Source organism: Cryobacterium flavum, assembly GCF_900103805.1.
In the GTDB taxonomy this organism is placed as follows: Bacteria; Actinomycetota; Actinomycetes; order Actinomycetales; family Microbacteriaceae; genus Cryobacterium; species Cryobacterium flavum.
Genome location: NZ_FNIB01000003.1, coordinates 377,561 through 399,949 on the forward strand (window position 1 = coordinate 377,561; position 22,389 = coordinate 399,949).

The 22,389-nt window shown below is 65.0% G+C and carries 16 protein-coding genes; 15 read left to right on the plus strand and 1 reads right to left on the minus strand.

From position 1 onward, the window contains the following. The first annotated feature begins 560 nt into the window (after window positions 1-560). The 6 genes from BLS91_RS06055 (at window position 561) to leuA (ending at window position 11,060) form a co-directional block, all read left to right on the plus strand. Window positions 561-1,037 (plus strand): DUF2975 domain-containing protein, encoded by a 477-nt coding sequence (locus BLS91_RS06055; protein WP_092339815.1) that lies wholly within the window; start codon window positions 561-563, stop codon window positions 1,035-1,037. Continuing rightward, on the plus strand, window positions 1,037-1,285 hold the full coding sequence (locus BLS91_RS06060) for a helix-turn-helix domain-containing protein (protein WP_092339816.1): 249 nt from the start codon (window positions 1,037-1,039) through the stop codon (window positions 1,283-1,285). Before BLS91_RS06055 ends, BLS91_RS06060 begins: the two co-directional genes overlap by 1 nt. Beyond that, entirely contained in the window at window positions 1,282-5,031 is a 3,750-nt protein-coding gene (locus BLS91_RS06065) for an SCO7613 C-terminal domain-containing membrane protein (RefSeq protein WP_092339817.1), read from the plus strand. The genes BLS91_RS06060 and BLS91_RS06065 overlap by 4 nt, the downstream gene beginning before the upstream one ends. 209 nt (window positions 5,032-5,240) lie before the next feature. Beyond that, window positions 5,241-6,560: an alpha/beta hydrolase gene (locus BLS91_RS06070; protein ID WP_241983183.1), complete on the plus strand. Its 1,320-nt coding sequence runs from the start codon at window positions 5,241-5,243 to the stop codon at window positions 6,558-6,560. Continuing rightward, window positions 6,557-9,115, plus strand: coding sequence for a DUF2156 domain-containing protein (locus BLS91_RS06075; RefSeq protein ID WP_092339818.1), 2,559 nt, complete (start codon window positions 6,557-6,559; stop codon window positions 9,113-9,115). Before BLS91_RS06070 ends, BLS91_RS06075 begins: the two co-directional genes overlap by 4 nt. A gap of 178 nt (window positions 9,116-9,293) precedes the next feature. Further along, window positions 9,294-11,060, plus strand: a complete 1,767-nt coding sequence (gene leuA, locus BLS91_RS06080) for a 2-isopropylmalate synthase (protein WP_092339819.1) — start codon at window positions 9,294-9,296, stop codon at window positions 11,058-11,060. Between the two features lie 126 nt (window positions 11,061-11,186). Here the strand turns inward: leuA and BLS91_RS06085 are convergent, their stop codons facing one another. Beyond that, complete coding sequence (locus BLS91_RS06085) at window positions 11,187-11,864, minus strand: hypothetical protein (RefSeq protein ID WP_198412839.1); 678 nt, start codon at window positions 11,862-11,864, stop codon at window positions 11,187-11,189. A gap of 170 nt (window positions 11,865-12,034) precedes the next feature. Between BLS91_RS06085 and recO the strand changes: the two genes are divergently transcribed. The 9 genes from recO (at window position 12,035) to BLS91_RS06125 (ending at window position 22,389) form a co-directional block, all read left to right on the plus strand. Continuing rightward, window positions 12,035-12,775, plus strand: a complete 741-nt coding sequence (gene recO / locus BLS91_RS06090; RefSeq protein ID WP_092339820.1) for a DNA repair protein RecO — start codon at window positions 12,035-12,037, stop codon at window positions 12,773-12,775. Continuing rightward, window positions 12,772-13,590 (plus strand): isoprenyl transferase, encoded by an 819-nt coding sequence (locus BLS91_RS06095; RefSeq protein ID WP_233206245.1) that lies wholly within the window; start codon window positions 12,772-12,774, stop codon window positions 13,588-13,590. Before recO ends, BLS91_RS06095 begins: the two co-directional genes overlap by 4 nt. 61 nt (window positions 13,591-13,651) lie before the next feature. After that, entirely contained in the window at window positions 13,652-14,377 is a 726-nt protein-coding gene (locus tag BLS91_RS06100; RefSeq protein ID WP_241983182.1) for a DsbA family oxidoreductase, read from the plus strand. A 78-nt stretch (window positions 14,378-14,455) separates the two neighbouring features. Beyond that, window positions 14,456-14,590, plus strand: a complete 135-nt coding sequence (locus tag BLS91_RS20940) for a hypothetical protein (RefSeq protein WP_276326787.1) — start codon at window positions 14,456-14,458, stop codon at window positions 14,588-14,590. A gap of 138 nt (window positions 14,591-14,728) precedes the next feature. Then, a complete protein-coding gene (dusB, locus tag BLS91_RS06105) occupies window positions 14,729-15,913 on the plus strand; it encodes a tRNA dihydrouridine synthase DusB (RefSeq protein WP_092339822.1) in 1,185 nt (394 codons plus the stop codon). Further along, window positions 15,906-17,156, plus strand: a complete 1,251-nt coding sequence (locus BLS91_RS06110) for a deoxyguanosinetriphosphate triphosphohydrolase (protein WP_092339823.1) — start codon at window positions 15,906-15,908, stop codon at window positions 17,154-17,156. Before dusB ends, BLS91_RS06110 begins: the two co-directional genes overlap by 8 nt. Before the next feature lie 317 nt (window positions 17,157-17,473). Then, window positions 17,474-19,345, plus strand: coding sequence for a DNA primase (gene dnaG / locus BLS91_RS06115; RefSeq protein ID WP_092339824.1), 1,872 nt, complete (start codon window positions 17,474-17,476; stop codon window positions 19,343-19,345). Between the two features lie 217 nt (window positions 19,346-19,562). Next, window positions 19,563-21,197, plus strand: a complete 1,635-nt coding sequence (locus BLS91_RS06120; protein ID WP_092339825.1) for an ABC transporter substrate-binding protein — start codon at window positions 19,563-19,565, stop codon at window positions 21,195-21,197. Between the two features lie 100 nt (window positions 21,198-21,297). Further along, entirely contained in the window at window positions 21,298-22,389 is a 1,092-nt protein-coding gene (locus BLS91_RS06125) for an ABC transporter permease (protein ID WP_092339826.1), read from the plus strand.

The window sequence follows — 22,389 nt, forward strand, 5'->3', positions numbered from 1 at the left end:
CGGGGCGGAAGAGACTTCGCGTATCTGCCACTGGTTCCGGTCCGTGCCGTCCGGGCGGATTGCTCCCACACGCAGGACGGCAGTGGGACGCACGGGGGGCGAGCTCGTAACCCTGGTCGAGCATCCGGTCGTTGAGCGTCTGCGACGGCGACGTTGCGATAATGGTTATTTGGTGTCGGTTCGCGAATCGGGTCAGAACCTCAGGCAGGTGCTCGACGGAATGTTCGTTCAGGCCCTCGACAGTGTTGAGAAATCCGTATCGATTGGCCGTTGCGATGCTCGCCCGCAGGCCGCCCAGGCGGAATGATTGGAACGCGCCCGGTAACCCTCCGGCCGCCGCCGCATCCAGGGCTAACGACTTACGCTCGAAAACAGCCAGCTCAGCGTCGTGAACAGGGTCCTCGACGGTATCCGGCATCTCTGAAGCCTAGGGGCTGTGCATGCGCACGCTGTCCCGGCGGTGAATTTCGGTCGCGGAGTATGCCCGTGCTCGTGTCGCTCGCAAGAATGTGTGTATATTGTTTATCGATAGATTCACACCGATAAACGATAGGATTCACATGCATCGCTCGGCGATCGTCACCCTGAAAACACTCATCTTCGTGCTGATCACACTGCTTCTGGCGTGCCAGGTCTTTGTGATCCCAGCGGTCGCGCAGCAGATGGTCGAAAAATCTCCCCCACTCGACTATCTCCAGGTGCCCGGGATCATGGTCACGGTGGGGTTCGTGCTCTGCGTGCAGGTCGCGCTCGTCTGCGTGTGGCGGCTGCTATCGCTGGTGCGGGCATCCATCATTTTCAGGGAAAACGCGTTCAGGTATGTCAATATCATCCTCGGCCTGGTCGCGCTGGCGACCCTCCTCATCCTCGGGTCTTTCATCACCCTGGCGGTCGCCGGTGTTGCCTCGCCCTCGGTCATCATGCTGTGCTCGCTCGGAATCGTCGTCGGCTCGGGACTGGCCTTGATGATCGTGGTCATGCGCGGGCTCCTCCATCAGGCTTCCCAACTCGAACGCGACCTGGCGGAAGTGGTCTGATGCCCATCGTGATCAACCTCGACGTCGAACTGGCTAAGAAGAAGATATCGGTCGCCGACTTCGCCGCAGCGATCGACATCACACCGGCGAATGTTTCCGTGCTCAAGAACGGCCGGGCGAAGGCCGTGCGCTTCTCCACCCTCGACGCCATTTGCCGTGTGCTCGACTGCCAACCTGGCGACATCTTCATGTGGGTGCCTGAAGATGACGGCGCCGCAGAAGCAAATTCAGCGGTGGCGGGGTCATGAGCATACCGCGAGCTGTTCAGCCTTGGAACGACGTCGCGATTCGCCATCTGCTCGACCGCACGTCGTGCCCCGTCTGCGCGGTCGCGCTGCCCGACAACCCCTGTCGCAATTGCGGTGCCGAACTCGTCGGTGTTCTGGCGGCAGAACTCTGGTCAGCTTCGGAGGCGGCCGCCGCGGCGCTCGTGGCACGACAAGAGGCACTTGTCCTCGTGTCGCATCCGCCCCGTGCGATCGACGCCGAAGACAGCGCCGTGCCGACGCCGGCACCGATTCCACAACGGATTCCCGCGCAACCTGGCGCGGGCGCTTCGGCCACTGCGGGCCGTCGGTCGAGCGCGACGGTGCAGTCCGTGCTGGCCATCGCGGGCGCTGGACTGTTCGCCGTCTCCGCGGTCGTCTTCACCTTCTTCAACCCCGACCTCAAAGATCACGCCCTGCGCAGCGTGATCGTCGGGCTGATCACCGTCCTCTTCCTCGGCGGCGCGTGGCTGCTGGCCCGCCGCAAGCTGCAATTCTCGGCCGAAGCCGTCGGCGGCCTCGGGATGGTCTTCGTGGCCCTCGACGTCTACGCGTTCTCGGAACTGGCGCCCAGCGGGGTTAGCCCGTGGGTGCTCGCCGCCGCCGGAACACTCTTCAGTGGCGGTGTCATGGTCATGGTGTCGACGCTCGCGCGCATTCGCGGCTGGCTCTGGATCTCGCTCGCCGGACTCACTCTCGCTCCAGCGATGCTGGGCTACGCGGGCGAATCGACACTGGCGGCGACCCTGGGACACCTCGGAGTGGCCTTCGTCGCGCTCGCCCTGTTCAGGACGACACCGATGCTGGCGCAGCGATTTGATGGGCTCCTCCGGTTTGAGCGGATGACGCTTGCGACGATCCAAATCGTCGCGACCGGCATCCTGCTGGCCCAGATCGGGTTCATTGAGTTCACCACCACAACCGAATACTGGCTGACGATTACCGCAGTGCTGACCGGTGTCGCCCTGCTCGCCCTGCTCACGATTCGGCAGGTGGCCAAGTTGTTCTGGAGCGCCGTCACGGGCGTTGCCGCGATGGCCGCCGCTGTCAGCCTTCCCTTCGCCCTCGACCTCGGCGCGCACGGCGCGGGCGAGTGGTACCAGGCCGTCGCTCCCGCAGCGGGTGCCGCCGCACTGCTCGTGCTCCAGGGGTGTGCTCCGAGAGCCCGCGCCCTCGACCGCCGAGCATTCCTGGGTGGTGCATTCGCCATTGCGGGGGTGAGCGTGCTCGTGCCCGTTCTCTCCGCCGTGCTGATCGGGGCCGCAACGGTACTCGGCTCACTGAGCGGCTCGGACCTCGGTGCGATCGGCCTCTTGCCCGCGCACGGCTTTCTCGCCGTTGTGCTCGGACTGGGTGCTATGTCGGCCGGACTCGGAGCGTTCTCGGTGCTAACCAGTCGCGGTGATACCGCGAAAACGGATGCTACCCCGAAGCTGGCAGCGTGGACCGGATCACTAGCGATCGGGCTCGCCGCCCTCGCCGGGCTGGTCTTTGCCTGTCAGCCCATCTTGCCGCTCTGGTCGCGCATCACGATCGCCCTGTGCCTGGCCGTGGCAACGAGCAGTGCGCTCGTCGCCGTTCCGCGCCTGCGCAGTGCCGCCCTGAGAATGCGGCTGCCACTCGTGCTGGGCACCCATTTCGCGGTGCTGCTGGCCGTTATATTCTCCTCGGCCGATGATGGTGCCACCGTCTGGGCTGGCATCGCTATCGTCGCGACCATCGCCGTCATTGCGCAGACCGTGCCGCCCGGGATACGGTTTCTGCACGTCGGCGCGGGTTATGCCTACGCGCTCGTCATCGTCGCGATTGCACTCGACCAACTGGGCCTCGGCACCATCGCCGTGCTCTGCCTGACCACATCGCTCGGCTCGCTCGGCGCGATTGCCGCAACCTTCCTGCGACGGGTCGGGCCTCCGGCCTGGTACGCGATTCTGGTCGTGACGATCGTGCCGTTCATGATCGGCGTTGCGCAGGTGCTCTTTGAGCGCAGCGGCTGGACAGCCCTCTCCACCGCCCTCATCTTCCTACTGGCACTCACCCTCCTCAATACTCGACGCGCGGGCCTCGGAATCGTGCTCCGCACGATCGCCGCCGGCCTCCTCGTTCCTGCTCTTGCCGTCGTGGTGATCTGCCTCGGCGCGCAGGTGCTCCTTGGCAGCGCGTCTCCGGTGACGCTGCCGGTGATCGCGGCCATTGTCGCTATCGTGCTCCCGAGCACCGGCCTGATTGAGTCGATGCTGGGCCTGCGGGGGATTGGGTCGAGGGATACCGCGGCGGCCCGGATCGCGATTGAATCGTCGACCCTGCTGACCGCGGTGATCGCGGTCCAGCTGGCGCTCGTACGCGTCGCTGCCGGGCTGCCGACGACCTTCATCGTGCTGGTCATCCTCGGGCTCGGCACGGCAGCCACAGCTTTCTGGGCGAAACGCCGCTACGGGTGGTGGGTCGCCGCCGCCTCATTCACCGGCGCACTCTGGTGCCTGTGGGCCCTCGCCGAAATCAGCGCGCTCGAACCATACCTGCTCCCGCCGGCCCTGGCCGCCGCAATTGTCGGCCTGATCCTTACCGCACGAGGTTCCCGCGCCGTGCCGCTCTACGCGTTGGGCCTCGTCGTGGCCCTCGCACCGATCCTGGTGATGCTGGCGGTATCCGGCACCGGGGCTGCCGCCCTGGCTCCGTGGCGTGGCTATGGGCTCGTCGTCGCATCGTGGCTCCTGCTTGGCGTCGGCCGTGTGCTCGGCCGAGGCTCTTCGGTGCGTGCCGAACTGCTCCGAGCGCTGCAGATTCCAACCCTGGGCGTAGCGATTGCCGCCGGGGCGGCCGGCGCGATTCAGGGGGTCAGATTTGGTTTCGGTGCCGACCCGATCCTGACCGGAGGTGTGCCGCTCGTTCTGCTCTGCTTCGGAATCGGCCTGGCTGGAGCACTGCCGGCGGCCCTCGGCGCGGGCGCCATCCGCAGGGTCGCGCCGGAGGGGTCGCGGTGGGCCCGCACTCGCTGGCTCTATGCGCCCCCGGCGGCGTTCGTCGCGGTCGCCACCTGGTCATCGATCGAGCGCGATTGGTTCACAATCTGGATGATGTGGGCTCTCATGCTCGCCTACCTCGTGACTGTCGTCGTCATCGCCTGGCGGCTGCGCACCCGAACAACGAGCCTGCCACCCGTGTGGTTCGTCTTCGCCATCGCGTTCGTCACGGCGATCGTGGCGTGGAGTCCGCGAGACCTGCGCGTCGAATGGTTCTCGCTGCCGCTTGGCCTCTTTCTGCTGGCGGCCGGCGCCATGGTGCTGAATGGTGCGCGAGCGGATGCCGCGCGCGTGCATCCAGTCGATGCCAGCACGAGAGGCACCATCAGTAGCTGGCCGGCCGGCTGGAACGGCTCCTGGCCCCTGCTCGCCCCCGGAATCGTGGCCCTTCTGTCGGCTTCGGTCACGGCCACCTTCACTGACCCGCAGACCTGGCGGGCGATCCTCGTGATCATCATTGCGCTCGTCGCAATTCTGATCGGCTCGAGTCGCAGGCTCGCGGCCCCGTTCCTGATCGGAATCATCGTGCTTCCGCTCGAAAACGTTCTCGTGTTCCTAGTGCAGATCGGTCGGGGGATCGAGTCGATGCCGTGGTGGATCACCCTGGCCGTCGTCGGTGCCGTGCTTCTTATCATCGCCGTCACCTATGAGCGACGTGCGGGTGAAGAAAACAGCATTACTGATCGATTGCGGGACCTGCGCTAAGAGCTGGCGCAGCGACGCTCAGCCAGCAGAGCATGCGCCGATGGTCGGGGAGTAGGCGCGCCCGTCCCGCGACCGGCAGGCGCGGCATCCGCTTGCCGGCTGGGAGCGGACTGTCAGCCAGCCATGACTTTTCCGGGCACTGGCTGATAACTCAGCGATGCCCGTCTATGAACCTGCCGGTGGTGCCAGAGTGGTCTCGGAGGCTCTGGATGAACTCGCTGCTCTCGGACATTAACCCGCTCGATCTCAACCTCATCGACGCACCCCTCCTCGCAGCGCTCTATGGCGTCACCGGTCTTGTACTGCTGCTCGTGTTGCTCGGTCCGACGGGCGTGCGTCGCGCGGTCATGACCGTCATCGGTGCCGTCGTCGGGGCAGCCGCCGGTTGGCTTCTGGCCTGGCTGGTCAGCGACGTCTGGGATCCCTGGGGCGTGTCGCTGTCGATCGGCACCCGGCTCTGGACCGAAGCACTGGGTGCCAGCGTCGCCATTGTGCTGCTGAATCTGCGCGGCCAGGTTCGGTGGCGACGCGTCGTCGCTATGTGCGCTCTGCCGCTCTGCCTGCTCAGCGCCGCGGCTGGGATCAACGCCGACGTCGGCCAATTTCCCACGCTACGAGTAGCTCTCGGTCTGGCTAGTTTTCCGCAGCTCGACCAGGCTCTGGCGACGGCTCGCAGCGACACTCTCGCGGCCGGTACGACGACCAGCACGGGCGACGGAATCGTCGGCACCGTCACCATCCCGGCGACGGTCTCCGGGTTCGCCGCACGACCCGCCCTGGTCTATCTTCCGCCCGCAGCGACGGCAACCAACCCGCCGGCGCTTCCCGTGGTCGAGATGCTGTCCGGCCAACCCGGCAGCCCGAGCGACGTGTTCACGGCCGGCGGCCTGGCCCGCATTCTCGACCGGTATGCCCAGGCGCACTCCGGCCTCGCCCCCATCGTCGTGGTTCCCGACCAGCTCGGCGCGCCCGACAACAATCCGATGTGCGTGGACTCGAAACTGGGCAACGCGGCCAGCTACCTCACCGTCGATGTTCCCACCTGGATCCGCGCGCACCTGCACGTGGTCGGCCAGCCCCTGGGCTGGACCATCGCCGGGTTCTCCCAGGGCGGTACGTGTTCAATTCAACTCGGCGCGGCGCACCCGCAGCTCTACGGTACGATTTTGGACATCGCGGGAGAGCTCGTTCCCAGCAACGGAAGCGAGGCGCACACGGTGGCAGCCGCTTTCGACGGCAGTGCCGCTTCGTATGCCGCGGCAGCACCATCAGCCATTCTCGCCGCCCACGCACCCTATGTCGATCTCGCCGCGATTTTTGTGGTCGGTGACAGTGACCTGCGCTTTCTGCCGAGGGTTCGCGCGGTAGCGGATGCTGCCCAGCGCGCCGGCGTCGACAGTCGCCTCTTCGAATCATCGGGCACAGCCCACGACTGGCACACCGTCGACTACGCATGGACCACGGCCCTGCCCATCATCGCCGCCCGAACGGGGCTGCTCGCTCCGCACGTGGTGGCGATGACACGATGACCGGCGAACGGATCGCGCACGAACCGGCCAAGCGCATCCGGGTGGACCTGGCCACGCGCCCATCGCGAACGCGCTCGGCCGTGACCTCCTTCCGCGGGTTGGCCGCGCAGCGGCCGTTCGCGGTCGCGTTCGCGATCGTCCTTCTGCTCGTCGCGCTGGTCAGCGGGGTGATTTCGGGGCCGTCGCGGGGCATCCGTCTCCTTTTCGGAACCGGCTACGAGTCGGTCATCGACCGCGGACACTGGTGGTCGCCGCTCACCTCGGTGTTCTTCGTCGACAACGGTGCCGAGTTGTTGTTGGCGCTGGCCGGTGCGCTGGTTCTGCTGGGATTCGCCGAACGACTGATGGGAACCCGGCGCACCGTCATCGCCTTTCTGATCACGTCGATTCTCGGTGCCGGAATCGGCCTCGGCGCCCAATACCTCGGCGTGGCCGGCGGCGAGATGTGGTCGCGCGGCGTGAGCGAGTTGTGGTCGATCGACCCCTTCACTCCCATGTTCGGCAGTGCCCTGGCGGCCAGTTACTTCGCCGGGCCGCTCTGGCGGCGGCGTATTCGGGTGCTCGGCCTGTCGACGGTACTCGTGCTCGTGCTGTATTCAGGCCAGCCCTCCGACCTCTACCGGATGCTGGCCGCGGTCGTCGGGCTCGGCGTCGGCTGGCTGTGGCGCCCGCCGCTGCGTGTCACGTCGTGGCGGCGCAGCTCCGACCACGAAACTCGCACGCTGCTGTCCGCCATCGTCGGCATGGTCGCGGTCGGACCGGTCATCACCATCTTCTCCGGTGCCCGGTTCGGTCTGCTCGCGCCGCTCGGCATGCTGCTCAGCCAGGACGTACCTACGGCCGGGGAGGTCGTCGACCGCTGTCTGCTGGGTGACGTGACCCGGCAGTGCGTGCAGGAACTCAGCCTTGAACGCATCGGCGGGGCCGGCCCGGTGCTGGTCAGCCTGCTGCCGTTACTCACCCTCGTCGTTGCCGCGTTCGGGCTGTCCCGCGGACGGCGGTTCGCCGCGTGGCTGGCGATCACCATCAACACCGGGCTGGCCCTGCTCGCCGCCTGGTATTACGGGCTGCTGCCGATGTCCGGGCAGGCCTACGTCTGGCAGTGGCAATCCGGCCGGTACTGGGAGGTCACGCTCATCCTCGTGGTGTCGGTGCTCGTGCCGCTCGCCGTTGCCCTCGTTATCCTCGGCCATCTGCGCCGTTTTCCGGTTGCCTCCCGCACCGGCGTGCGACGTCGGTTCGTGCTCGTGACTTTGGGTAGCCTCGCTGCACTCGCCGCGTTCTACATCGGCATCGGATGGCTGCTCCGCGACCATTTTCGCCCAGCCGTCACGCTTCTCGACCTGCTCGCGGACGTGCCGGAGCGCTTCATTCCGGTCGGGTTCCTGCGCCTGGAGCGGGTGTCTTTTCTTCCGGCCGACCCGCTTGCCACCGCCCTGTACGACGGTGTCGGTGCTGCATTCTGGATCGTTGTCTTCGTCGGGGCGATCCTCTGCCTGCGGAGCGCGTCGGTCGGCCCGACCGCCGACGCGCCGGAGCGGCTGCGCACCCTGCTCGCCGACCACGGCGGCGGATCGCTCGGGTTCATGACGACCTGGACCGGTAATTCCCTCTGGTTCACCGCGAGTGGGCGTACGGCGATCGCCTATCACGTGGTCAACGGCATCGCCATCACCACGTCGGAACCGGTCGGACCGCCCTCCGAGGCCGCTGAGGCCGTGGCCTTCTTTGCCCGCATGTGCGACGACCACGGTTGGGTGCCGGTGTTTTACAGCCTGCATGAGAGCTGGCACCCGGTCTTCAACGCGATGGGCTGGCACACCATGCAGGTGGGGGAGGAGACACTGCTCAATCCGAGCGTCTGGAACACCACCGGAAAGAAGTGGCAGGACATCCGCTCATCCGTCAATCGGGCCGACCGCGCCGGTGTGCGGGCGGTCTGGACCAGCTACCGGGCGCTGTCGCTGGCGCAGGCAGCGCAGATCGCCGAAATCTCGGAGCAGTGGGTTCAAGAGAAAGAACTTCCCGAACTGGGGTTCACCCTCGGCGGCCTCGACGAACTGCGCGACCCCGCCGTGCGGCTCATGCTCGCCGTCGACGATGCACAGCGCGTGCACGCCGTCACCAGCTGGCTGCCGACCTACCACGCCGGTGAAATTGTGGGCTACACCCTCGACTTCATGCGGCGCCGCCCGGACAGCATCAACGGGGTGATGGAATTTCTGATCGCCCAAACGGCCGAGCGGATGCAGCAGAGTGCGCAGATCGAGTTTCTCAGCCTGTCCATAGCGCCGCTCGCCCCGGCTGCCGGGCGCCGGCCGGGCGGAGTGGCCGATCGACTGCTCGAATACCTCGGGCGCACGCTCGAACCGGTGTACGGGTTTCGGTCGCTGCTCGCGTTCAAACGTAAGTTCCAGCCGGAGTTCGCGCCCGTTTTCATGGCTTTTCCCGACCCGGTCGCACTGCCGGAGATCGGGTTGGCCCTGGCCCGTGCCTACCTGCCGAGTCTGTCGATGCGGGAGGTCGTCACCTTGATGCGCGGGCTGAGCCAGTAGCATCCGATGGCCGAGGCGGTGCCAGTAACGGTCGTATCAGCGCTGCCAAACGGTGCTAGCCTGAAAATGTGTTGAACGGTGCGCTCCTCCTTAGCTGCCGCGACGAGTCCTAATCTAAAGGCCTCCCTCGTCGCGGCGTTCGTCGTTGGCTGTACGACACCCACGAGGAAACAGGACCATGAAGAACAATCAGACCGCATCCACACTGCCGATCCACCGCTACCGCCCGTACCACGAGCAGTTCGCCGTTGACTTGCCTGACCGTACCTGGCCGAGCAAGCACATCACGGTTGCTCCGCGCTGGTGCGCGGTCGACCTGCGTGACGGCAACCAGTCGCTCATCGACCCGATGAGCCCCGAGCGCAAGCGCATCATGTTCGATCTGCTCGTGCGCATGGGCTACAAGGAGATCGAGGTGGGCTTTCCCTCGGCGAGCCAGACCGACTTCGACTTCGTGCGCAGCCTGATCGACGAAAACGCGATCCCCGATGATGTCACCATCCAGGTGTTGACCCAGGCCCGCGAGCACCTGATCAAGCGCACCTATGAGTCGATCACCGGCGCCAAGCAGGCCATTGTGCACCTCTATAATTCCACCAGCATCCTGCAGCGCGAGGTTGTCTTTCGCGAACAGAAGCAGGGCATCGTCGACCTGGCCCTGTACGGCGCGCGCCTCTGCAAGCAGATGGAGTCGACCATTCCCGGTACGACCATCTACTACGAGTACTCGCCGGAGAGCTTCACCGGCACCGAGCTCGACTTCGCCGTCGACATCACCAACCAGGTCGTCGAAATTCTGGAGCCCACTCCGGAGCGCAAGGTCATCGTCAACCTGCCGGCCACGGTCGAAATGGCCACGCCCAACGTGTACGCCGATTCCATTGAGTGGATGGGCCGTCACCTGACCCAGCGCGAGAATATTCTCATCTCCTTGCACCCGCACAACGACCGCGGAACCGCCATCGCCGCTGCCGAGCTCGGCTACCTGGCCGGTGCCGACCGCATCGAGGGCTGCCTGTTCGGTAACGGCGAGCGCACCGGCAACGTGGACCTCGTCGCGCTCGGCGTCAACCTGTTCACGCAGGGAATCGACCCGCAGATCGACTTCAGCAACATCGACGAGATCAAGCGCACCGCCGAGTACTGCAACCAGTTGCCGGTACCCGAACGCAACCCGTGGGCTGGCGACCTGGTCTTCACCGCGTTCAGCGGCTCGCACCAGGATGCCATCAAAAAGGGCTTCGAAGCAATGGATGCCGACGCCGCCAAGCAGGGCTGCACCGTCAACGACCTGGTCTGGGCCGTTCCCTACCTGCCGATCGACCCCAAGGACCTGGGTCGCAGCTACGAGGCCGTGATTCGGGTGAACTCGCAGTCGGGCAAGGGCGGCGTCGCCTACCTGCTCAAGACCGACCACGCCCTCGACCTGCCGCGCAAGCTGCAGATCGAATTCTCCGGCGTCGTGCAGGCCAAGACCGACGCCGAAGGTGGCGAGGTCACGAGCGAGCAGATCTGGGACATCTTCAACGATGAGTACCTGCCAGCGGCGATCAAGAACCCCGAATCCAAGTGGGGTCGGTTCGAACTGCACTCCACCCGCACCTCGAGCGATCTGACCGGCACGGTGGATCTCGCCGTCGAACTGCGCGACGGCGACACCGTGGCGCAGGCCACCGGGTCCGGCAACGGCCCGATCAACGCGTTCCTCGGAGTGATGGCGGAGCGTGGCATCGCCATCACCCTGTACGACTATGTCGAGCACGCGCTTTCCGCCGGTGGCGACGCGCAGGCGGCCGCCTACGTCGAGCTCGACGTGAACGGCAAGAGGTACTGGGGCGTCGGCATCGACGCGGACATCTCCACTGCCTCGCTGAAGTCGGTGGTGTCTGCGGTCAACCGGGGAATCCGGGCCGAGATCAGCGACCTGGAGCTGGCCGCCGTTTAGCAGCATCCACTTTTCGCACCAACACGAAAGCCCAGAACCGTCAGTTCGGTTCTGGGCTATCGTTGCACCATCCGGGTGCGGCCTGGTGTTGGTCTGTGCAGGGGTTAGTGTGATCGGTTGCCCTGATCAGGCCAGGGCGGGCAGGTGCATCGCGCGATCCGTGCTACGTGCACCGAGCAGGGCGCGGCAATCGTTGATCGCGTGGTCCAACAGGGTGTACAGCCGGGCGTCCGGGTCGGCAATGCAGGCCTCACCGATACCCTGCACGGCAACGCGAATAATCGTGTCGGCCGTGCGCGGAGTGAACTTGGTGTGCGACCAGGAATGCACACCTCCGATGAAGTCACGCGCCCAACGTTCGGCATCCGGTGCTTCATCGAGAGCGGCCCGAATGAGCGGGCGCATCCGCTCGGCCAACGCCAGATCAAGACCGGATGCGTTCCGCTCGCAGGTCAGCACGCCCACCGCGAGCGCGCGCTGGCGTTCCAGACTCGCCACTGGAAGCGCTTCGCACCCGGCGCGCAGGGCAACAGCAACCTCAACGCGCTTATCGGAACCGGTCAGCCCGATGACTGACGGAATCAGCAGTGCGAGCCGCGACCTGGCGTCGTCGGAACTGCAGTCATTGACCATGCGAGCAAGCGAGGCGAGCACCGGATGGGTGCAGGCGGGGTGGTCACTCCAGGACTCGCCGGCGAGGTAGGAGGCGAATTCCATGAAGCAGGCGCCGCTCTTCGGAGTGCGGTGTTTGCCGCGTGAAAGCACGGGCATAATGTCGGGCAGGCTGCCCTGGACTGGTTTCATGAAAACCTCCATACCACGGGGACTAGGTGACCTTAAGTGTCCCCCCGTCCGGCCCGAAAAACCAGAGCCAAGGCAGACTAGTGACAAAATTTCAGGGCTAAATGAGCATCCGTTTTGTAGGGGAGGTCAGCCGTGACCGTACTTACAGCAACGGGGTGGGATAATTACCTGTGCCTGTCTACCGAGATGAAGCCGTGGTGCTGCGCACCCACAAGCTGGGTGAAGCCGACCGCATCGTCACCATGCTCACCCGAGCGCACGGCAAGGTGCGCGCTGTCGCCAAGGGCGTGCGGCGTACCGGGTCCAAATTCGGCGCCCGGCTCGAACCGTTCATGGTCGCCGACGTGCAGCTCTACGAGGGCCGAAGCCTCGACATCATCACCCAGGCAGAGTCGCTCGGCTCCTACGGCGCCCTGATCACCGCCGACTACGGCAGTTACACCGCCGCGAGCGTCATGGTCGAAACCGCCGACAAACTCACCGAATCAGAGGGGTCGCTGCAGCAGTACCTGCTGTTGGTCGGCGCCCTGCGATCGTTGTCCCGCCAGGAACACGGCTCCCACCTCACCCTCAACTCCTATCTCTTGCGCGCCGTGTCGATGGCAGGCTGGGCGCCGAGCTTTCTGGACTGTGCCCGCTGCGGCGCCCTCGGCGAACTCGGCATCGGGGGTCAACACAGTGCCATGGTCGTGCAGATGGGCGGCCTCGTCTGCGATGACTGCGCCCCTCCCGGTTCGCCCCGGCTCGACGCTGCGACGATCGCCCTGCTCAGCGCTCTGCTCACCGGCGACTGGGAACACGCGAGCGCGAGCCCCGAACGTACCCAAAGCCAGGCGGCCGGCGTCGTCGCCGCCTACACGCAGTGGCACCTGGGCCGCGGGCTTCGTTCGCTGGAACACGTCGCCCGATGATGGCGAGCCTGTTCGGCTTCAAGGGTGCCACTCACAAAGATTCCGTTCCATTCAAACCGCTCGACTGGACCGGCCTCTACCCGCCCGATCTGGCCCGCAAGGTCGTGCCCGAGCACGTCGCCGTCGTCATGGACGGCAACGGCCGCTGGGCCAATGGCCAGGGCCTCACCCGCATCGAGGGGCACAAAGCCGGCGAGGCCGCCCTGCTCGACGTCGTGGCCGGCGCCATCCAGATCGGCGTCAAACACCTCAGCGTCTACGCCTTCTCCACCGAGAACTGGAAGCGCTCGCCCGAGGAGGTGCGTTTTCTCATGGGCTTCAACCGTGACGTCCTGCATCGCCGCCGCGATCAGCTCAACGAGTGGGGCGTGCGAATTCGGTGGGCGGGGCGCAAGCCGAAGCTGTGGGCATCCGTCATCAACGAACTGCAATTCGCCGAGAAACTCACTGCCGGCAACGACGTACTCACCCTCACTATGTGCGTGAATTACGGCGGACGCACCGAAATAGCGGATGCCGTGCGCGCGCTGGCCGAGGACGTCGCCGCCGGCAGGCTGAAGCCATCTGGCATCACCGAGAAGGCCATCGCGAAGCAGCTCTATGTGCCCGAACTCCCCGACGTAGACCTGTTCGTGCGCAGCTCGGGGGAGCAACGCACGAGCAACTTTCTGCTCTGGCAGAGCGCCTACGCCGAGATGGTCTTTCTCGACACCTTGTGGCCGGACTTCACCCGGGTCGACCTCTGGCGAGCAGTCGAACTGTATGCCTCGCGCAACCGACGCTACGGCGGAGCGGTCGACGCCCCAACGTCCTGAATGCCGCCTGCCAATATTCCCTGCGGGGAATACACGAGCGCAGGGCCCCGTTGGCCCGAGTGTGACTGACACAACTGCTACCGACATTTCTGCCCCCACGAGCTCCGACCCGATCAAGGTCGATATCTGGAGCGATGTGCAGTGCCCCTGGTGTTACATCGGCAAACGCAAGTTTGAAGCCGGAGCGGCCCAGTTCGACGGCGCCGTCGAGGTTGAGTACCACAGCTTCGAGCTCTCACCCGACACCCCGGTCGATTTTGTCGGAAACACGGTCGACTATCTCAGCCAACACAAGGGGATGCCGGCCGATCAGGTGAAGCAGATGCTCGCCAACGTCACCGAGATCGCCGCGAGCGTCGGCCTCGACTACGACTGGGACTCGGTGCACCAGACCAACACCGTCATCTCGCACGAACTGCTGCACTACGCCAAAGCGCACGGCCGCCAGCTCGACATGATGGAACGCCTGCTCAAGGCCTACTTCATCGACGGCCGCCACGTGGGCCGGGTCGAAGACCTCGCCGACCTGGCCGCGGAGATCGGACTCGACCGGGCCGACGTCGTGCGGTCACTGACCGCCAACGAGCACCTCGCCGCGGTCAAAGCGGACGTCGCGCAGGCCGGTGCCTACGGCATCCAGGGCGTTCCGTTCTTCGTCATCGACGGCCGCTACGGCATCTCGGGCGCGCAGGACCCGACGGCGTTCGCCCAGGCCCTCGACCAGGCTCGCGCCGACCGTTCGAAGGATGCTTCCACGAATACTTCCACCGGCGCTGCTTCCGCGTAGCAGCGATACCCAGCCGCATCGCGTAGCCTGACGGGTAAGTCTTTCACCGATCCACCCAATTGATTCAGGAGATAACTCATGACTGACACCATCGCCACCACGCCGCCCGTCTTCACCGACGCTGCCGGCCGTCCCACCATTGAGCTCCTGGGCGCCCCCGATGCGACCGACGAGGCCGCCGGCTCCTGCTGCGGTGGCGGCGGCTGCAGCTAATTTGAACTCATTTCAACACGAACGCAGCTGCCGCAGGCCTGGTCACCAGGCGCGGCAGCTGCGCTTCTGCGTGGGCTGCGGCATCCGTTCTGCCAACGATTCGAAGCATGCCTCGCTTTCTGGGAGAATTGGCGCAACATGACCTCACCCACCCACACTGTCGGCCCACCTGTCGACCAGGTGGTGCCGACCGGACCGCTGCGAATCGGCCCGCTCACGCTCGACGTGCCCGTGGTGCTCGCTCCAATGGCCGGCATCACCAATACGGCGTTCCGCAGGCTCTGCCGCGAATACGGCGCCGGACTGTTCGTCAGCGAAATGATCACCTCACGCGCGCTCGTTGAACGCAACGCCGAGACGATGCGGCTGATCACACACCACGAGAGTGAAACCACCCGCTCCATTCAGCTCTACGGCGTTGACCCTAAGACCGTCTCCGAAGCGGTGACCATGCTCGTCTCCGAAGACCGCGCCGATCACATCGACCTCAACTTCGGCTGCCCGGTGCCCAAAGTCACCCGTAAGGGCGGGGGAGCGGCCCTGCCGTGGAAGATCGGCCTGTTTCGTCAGATCGTCGAAGCCGCTGTCACCGCCGCCGGCGCGGTTCCGTTGACCGTGAAAATGCGCAAGGGCATCGACGCCGACCACCTCACCTACATCGAGGCCGGTAAGGCTGCCGCCGGAGCCGGCGTCGCCTCCATCGCGCTGCACGGGCGAACGGCTGCGGAGTTCTACTCCGGCCACGCCGACTGGTCGGCCATCGAGAAGCTCAAGAACGCCATCAGCGACGTACCGGTGCTCGGCAACGGCGACATTTGGTCAGCCGATGACGCCCTGCGCATGGTGCGCGAGACCGGATGCGACGGCGTCGTCGTCGGGCGTGGCTGTCTCGGCCGTCCGTGGCTGTTCGGGGATCTCGCCGCGGCCTTCCGCGGGCAGGAACTCAAGGCCGAACCCGGCCTCGGCCAGGTCATCAACGCGTTCCGCCGCCACGCCGAACTCCTCACCGAATACTTCGACAGCGAAGACCGCGCCTGCCGCGACATTCGCAAGCACGTTGCCTGGTACTTCAAGGGCTACCCGGTGGGCGGCGACCTGCGGGCCAGCCTGGCCATGGTGCAGACCCTCGCGCAGCTCGACGACCTGCTCGGCACCCTTGACGCCTCGTTGCCCTACCCGGGAGCAGATGTCGAGGGCCCGCGCGGTCGGGCGGGAACACCGAAGAAGCCGTCTCTGCCGGAGCACTGGCTCGAATCGCAGGATCTTTTCGGTGCGGAGCGAGTGAATTTGACCGAGGGCGAAGGGGACACCAGCGGTGGCTAACTCAAACGGATACAGCGAGAACGACGAGGCCCGTTGGTTTCCCGAAGAGCACTACTCCAGGCGCAGCGACTTTGCCCGCGACCGGGCACGCCTACTGCACTCGAGCGCTCTGCGCCGCCTTGCGGCCAAGACGCAGGTGCTCAGCCCCACGGCGGGGCTCGACTTTGCCCGCAACCGGCTGACTCACTCGCTCGAGGTCGCCCAGGTGGGGCGGGAGATCGCCTCGCGCCTGAACGTCGACCCCGACATCGTCGATACCGCCTGCCTGGCACACGACATCGGGCATCCGCCCTTTGGCCACAACGGTGAGAAGGCACTCAGCCTGTGGTCGGAAGACATCGGCGGGTTCGAGGGAAATGCTCAGACCCTGCGCCTGCTCACCAGGCTCGAGCCCAAGGTATTCGGGCCCGACGGTCACAGCTATGGCCTCAACCTCACCCGGGCGAGCCTCGACGCCAGCTGCAAGTACCCCTGGCCGGAGGGTTCCTCGGTCTATGACCCGAGCGGGCGTGCCAAGTTCGGGTTCTACCAGGACGACATTGCCGCGTTCGAGTGGCTGCGCGAGGGAGCCCCCGACCGCCAGCTCTGCATCGAAGCGCAGGTAATGGACCTCTCCGACGACATCGCCTACAGCGTGCACGACTTCGAGGATGCCATTGTCAACGGCTACGTCGACGTCGCGGCCCTGAGCAGCCGCACCGACCACGACGAACTCCTCGCGACCATGTCGGAATGGATCGGCGACGAAACCAGTGCAGACGACCTCGCGGCGGCGTTCAACCGGCTCGACTCGCTCGATGTCTGGATGGACTCGTGGACGGCCGGGCGCCGCGACCAGGGCCACCTCAAGAACCTCACGAGCCAGCTCATCGGTCGGTTCAGCGGTGCCGCCGTGCATGCCACCAAGGAGGCGCACCCGGGCGCGAACATGCTGCGCTTCGGGGCCAATGTAATCGTGCCCCGCGAGATCCAGGCCGAAATCGCGGTACTCAAGGGCATCGTCGCGGCCTTCGTCATGACCCGCAATACCCGCAAGCCCATTTACGTGCAGCAGCGTCAGGTGCTCACCCTGCTCGCCCAGACCCTGCACGACTCCGGTGACGAACACCTCGACCCCGGCTTCCGCGAGGACTGGCACGCTGCCGCCGACGATGCCGCCCGCAAGCGTGTCATCGTCGACCAGGTGGCAAGTCTGACCGACCAATCCGCCCTGGCCTGGTACGAGCGCCTGGTCCAGGGCTAGCCCCGCCCCCGCTCCGCCTTTACTGTGGACGGGGCCCGGGCCCCGTCCTTGGGCCCAGTTTATAAACTGGGCCCAGGGTCACAACATGGGCCCGGCGCCAAACTCGTTCTGGACTGTGGCGGAGACGGGATTTCCGCGGGGTGGCGAGTTTTGAGCGTTTGCGGGGGTCGCCGCACGCTCCTCGCGGTGGTCCCCGCAAATACTCAATGTCTGAGCGCGGAGCGGATGTCCCGTCCCTGCCGCCCATCTCAGGAACAGCCACATACAAGACCCACTGGTGAACGAAGCCTGTCAGACCGAGAAGATAGAATTCAGATATGGCTGGACTGATTCGACAAAGTGACATCGAAGAGGTCAAGGCCCGCACCAATATCGCCGACATCATCGGTGACTACGTCACCCTGAAGTCTGCCGGTGTCGGCTCGATGAAGGGTCTCTGCCCCTTCCACGACGAACGCAGCCCCAGCTTTCACGTGCGCCCGCAGGTCGGTTTCTACCACTGCTTCGGCTGCGGCGAGAGCGGCGACGTCTATTCCTTTCTGCAGAAGATGGACCATGTCAGCTTCAGCGAAGCCGTCGAACGCCTGGCCGGCCGGGTCGGCCTCGACCTGCACTACGAAGACGGCTCCGGCGCCGCCCCCGACCACGGCAACCGTGCCCGCCTGCTCGCTGCCAACCAGGCGGCATCCGATTTCTTCATCGAACAGCTCGGCCGCGCCGGTGCCGAGGTCGGCCGGGCCTTCCTCGGCCAGCGCGGCTTCGACGCCGCAGCGGCGACCCGGTTCGGAGTCGGCTTCGCTCCGAAGAGCTGGGACGAACTGACCAACCACCTGCGCGGTCGAGGTTTCACCACCGACGAGCTCACCCTCGCCGGCCTGGTCTCGAGCCGCGAGGGATCCAGCGGCATCTACGACCGCTTTCGGGGCCGCCTGGTCTGGCCCATTCGCGACATCACCGGGCAGACCATCGGCTTCGGCGCCCGCAAACTGCTCGACGACGATAAAGGCCCGAAATACCTCAACACCCCGGAGTCGCCGGTGTACCACAAGGCCCAGGTGCTCTACGGACTCGACCTCGCCAAGCGTGACATTTCCCGCAGCCACCAGGTCGTCGTGGTCGAGGGCTACACCGACGTCATGGCCTGCCACCTGGCCGGCATCACCACGGCCGTCGCAACCTGCGGTACGTCGTTCGGCGTTGACCACATCAAGGTGCTGCGCCGCGTGCTCGGTGACGACTCGGGCGTCGGCGAGGTCGTCTTCACCTTCGACCCAGATGCCGCCGGTCAAAAAGCCGCCATGCGCGCCTTCAGCGAGGAACAGCGCTTCTCCGCCCAGACCTACGTGGCCGTGGGGCCGGAAGGCCTCGACCCCTGCGACCTGCGCCTGCAGCGCGGTGATGACGCCGTGCGTCGCCTGGTCGACTCGAAGAAGCCCATGTTCGAGTTCATGATTCGACAGATTCTCTCCCAGTACAACCTCGACACCGTCGAGGGCCGAACGGCCGCCCTGCGCGCCGCCGCCCCCGTCGTCGGCGAGATTCGCGACCCGGTGCTGCGACCCGGCTACACCCGGGAACTCTCCCGCATGCTTGGCGTCGACATGGGCGACGTCGCCAAAGCGGTGACGAATGCCCAGTCCGGCGCACGCGCATCGGCGAGCGGCGGGCCGAACGCGCCCCGGCACGGCGGCGTGATCGAAGTCGTGCCGGAACGTCCGTTCTCGCTGGTCGAACTGCCCACCGATCCGGTCACGAGGCTCGAACGCGACGGCCTCATGGCCATGCTGCAGCGACCCACGCTGATCGGCCGGGACATTCTCGACAGTGCGGTGCAGACCTCCTTCGCTAATACCTCCCTCGCGGTCGTTCGCGATGCGATTGCCGCGAGTCTGTCGCACTTCGAGGCGGCGGACTGGCTCGAGCGGGTCGTCGCCGAGGTGCCGGACGGTTTCAAGAACCTCGTGCAGGAACTCGCCATGGCGAACCTGCCCGAGCGCACTGAGAAAGACGTCGCCCGCTACGTGCGCGACATCACGATCGTGCTCATCGACAAGGACCTACTGAGGCTCAAAGCCGAATTACTCGGTCGCCTGCAGCGAGCGGATGCCGACGACACCGAGATGTACCGCACCCTCCAGCGTGAACTCGTGCGGGTCGAAGCCGAGCGCCGAGCCCTTCGCGACGAATAGCACACCCGCTGGCGCGCACACTCGAAGCAACATCTGAGCACTGAATTTCAGACTGCAACATATGAGCCCGACTTTGTTGCAGATATGTAAAGAAGCTGCGGCTGAGCGTGGCTACCTGCGAATTCTGTGCTAATTCTTACCTAACAGCAATGAAAAGTTATGCCCATTTTTTGGGCGTTCCGGTTCATGAGACTTCTACAGGAAGAGGACGACGGATATGACATCCGCATTCACTAACGGCAAGCGTGCTCTCGTTGCCACAACCGGACTCGCGGTCGCCGCACTGGTTCTTTCCGGGTGCGCTTCCGGCGGTAACACCACACCGGCGGCCACCGGCGGCCCGATCACGATCGGCACGACCGACAAGGTAACCACGCTCGACCCGGCCGGCTCCTATGACAACGGCTCTTTTTCGGTGCAGACCCAGGTCTTCCCATTCCTCATGAGCAGCAAATTCGGAACAGCGGATGTCGAACCCGACATCGCCGTCAGCGCCGAGTTCACAGCGCCCACGGAATACACCGTCACCCTCAAGCCCGACCTCAAATGGGCCAATGGCAACGCACTCACCGCCTCTGACGTCAAGTTCAGCTTCGACCGCCAGCTGGCGATCGCGGCCGATACCGGCCCGTCGTCGCTGCTCTACAACCTCGACAGCACTGCTGCTGTGGATGACACGACCGTCGTCTTCACGCTCAAAGCCGGGAACGACCAGATCTTCCCGCAAATTCTGTCCAGCCCCGCTGGCGTGATCGTGGATGAAGACTCCTTCTCCGCAACGGAGGTCACCTCCGACGATGACATCGTTGCCGCTGAGGCCTTTGCTGGCCAGTACGTGCTGACGAGCTACGACTTCAACAACCTCCTCTCCTACAAGGCGTACGAGGGCTACGAAGGTCTGCTTGGCGCTGCCAAGACGGATGTCATCAACGTCAAGTACTACACCGACGCTTCGAATCTGAAGCTCGACGTGCAGGAAGGCAACATCGACGTCGCATGGCGCAGCCTCTCCGCGACCGACATTGACGACCTGCGCGGCAACGACGCTGTCAAGGTCGTTGACGGCCCCGGTGGAGAAATCCGCTACATCACCTTCAACTTCAATACGCAGCCTTTCGGCACGACGACCGCTGACGCCGACCCGGCCAAGGCCCTCGCCGTTCGTGCCGCAGTCGCCGACGTTGTTGATCGCGCCGAGCTCGCCGATCAGGTCTACAAGGGCACCTACACCCCGCTGTACTCCTACGTTCCCGCCGGAATGACCGGTGCCACCGAATCGCTCAAGGGTCTCTACGGAGACGGCAAGGGCGGGCCGGACGTCGAAAAGGCCAAGGCTGACCTCGCCGCAGCCGGCGTGACCACGCCGATCGCACTCAACCTTCAGTACAACGCCGACCACTACGGCCCCGGTTCGAGCGACGAATATGCGCTGATCAAAGACCAGCTGGATGCCTCCGGCCTGTTCACGGTTAGCCTGCAGTCGACCGAGTGGGTGCAGTACTCCAAGGACCGCGTAGCAGACGTGTACCCCGCTTACCAGCTCGGCTGGTTCCCGGACTACTCCGACGCTGACAACTACCTGGCCCCGTTCTTCGCCGAGGGCAACTTCCTCAAGAACCACTACGACGACGCCGACGTTACTGCCCTGATCCAGAAGCAGGCCGTCACCACCGACGCCGCAGAGCGTACCGCGCTCATCGAGGAGATCCAGGACAAGGTTGCGGCGCAGCTCTCGACCGTGCCGCTTCTCCAGGGCGCCCAGGTTGCCGTCACCGGAACAGACATCACCGGAACCGGGGACACACTTGATGCCTCCTTCAAGTTCCGTTACGGCGCGCTGGCTAAGGGCTAGACCGTACAGCGACTAGAGTTTTCTCTAGTTTGATCACCGGGGGTGTTCAGCGACACGATCGCTGGATGCCCCCGATTCTTTTTGCAATTGTGAGGTAGTAATGACCACTGTGGCGATGAAGCCGCCCGTACCGGCGGCCGGGCGTGTTCCCAAGAAGAAATCCAGCCCGGGCGGTGGAATAGGCCGTTACCTTCTCATACGCTTCCTGCTCATCTTCCCCACCATTTTCATCCTGGTGTCGATGGTGTTCTGGCTCATGCGTACGACCGGAGACCCGATCACCGCCGCTCTCGGCGGCAAGCTCGGCCCGGATCAGCTTGCCGTACTCATTCACGAAGCCGGCTACGACCGACCGATTATTATTCAATACTTCGAATACCTCGGCCAGGTCTTCACCGGCAACTTCGGCACGACCATCAGCACGAATCGTCCCGTGTCTGAAGTCCTGCTCACCTACGGATCCGCGACGGCCGAGCTCGTGTTCTACGCACTCATCGTAGCCTTCATCGTCGGAATCCCACTCGGTATGGTCGCTGCGTACTGGCGCGACAAAGCACCGGATGCCTTTCTCCGCGTGTTCGCCATCCTCTGCTACGCCACCCCGGTATTTTTCGCCGGGTTACTTCTCAAGCTCGTCTTCGCGGTTTGGCTCAAGGCCTTACCCGTTGCCGGCCGAGCCACCGTCGGTTCCGAATTGCAGATGCAGTTTCTTCCGGACAAGACCGGTATCTATCTAATCGACGCAATCAAGACGGGCGATCCCGCCGTACTGGGTGACGTTCTGCTGCACGCCGTGCTTCCCGCGTTAGCGCTCGGACTCCTGACGGCCGGAGTGTTCCTGCGACTCGTGCGCACCAACGTCATCGGAACCCTCGGCACGGACTACGTCAATGCCGCTCGCTCCCGGGGAGTGAATGAATTCCGTCTGGTCAGCAAGCACGCCTATCGGCCCGCGCTGATTCCGATCATCACCGTCATCGGATTGCAGGTGGCGCTGTTGTTGGGCGGAGCCGTGCTGACCGAAACCACCTTCGAATGGAAGGGCCTGGGTTTCATGCTCATCGAATTCATCAAGGCCCGTGACTTCGTAGCGGTGCAGGGAATTGTTGCCCTTCTCGCCGTGATCGTGGCCCTGTCCAACTTCATCGTGGACATCATCGCCGCGCTCATCGACCCGCGAGTGAGGTACTGA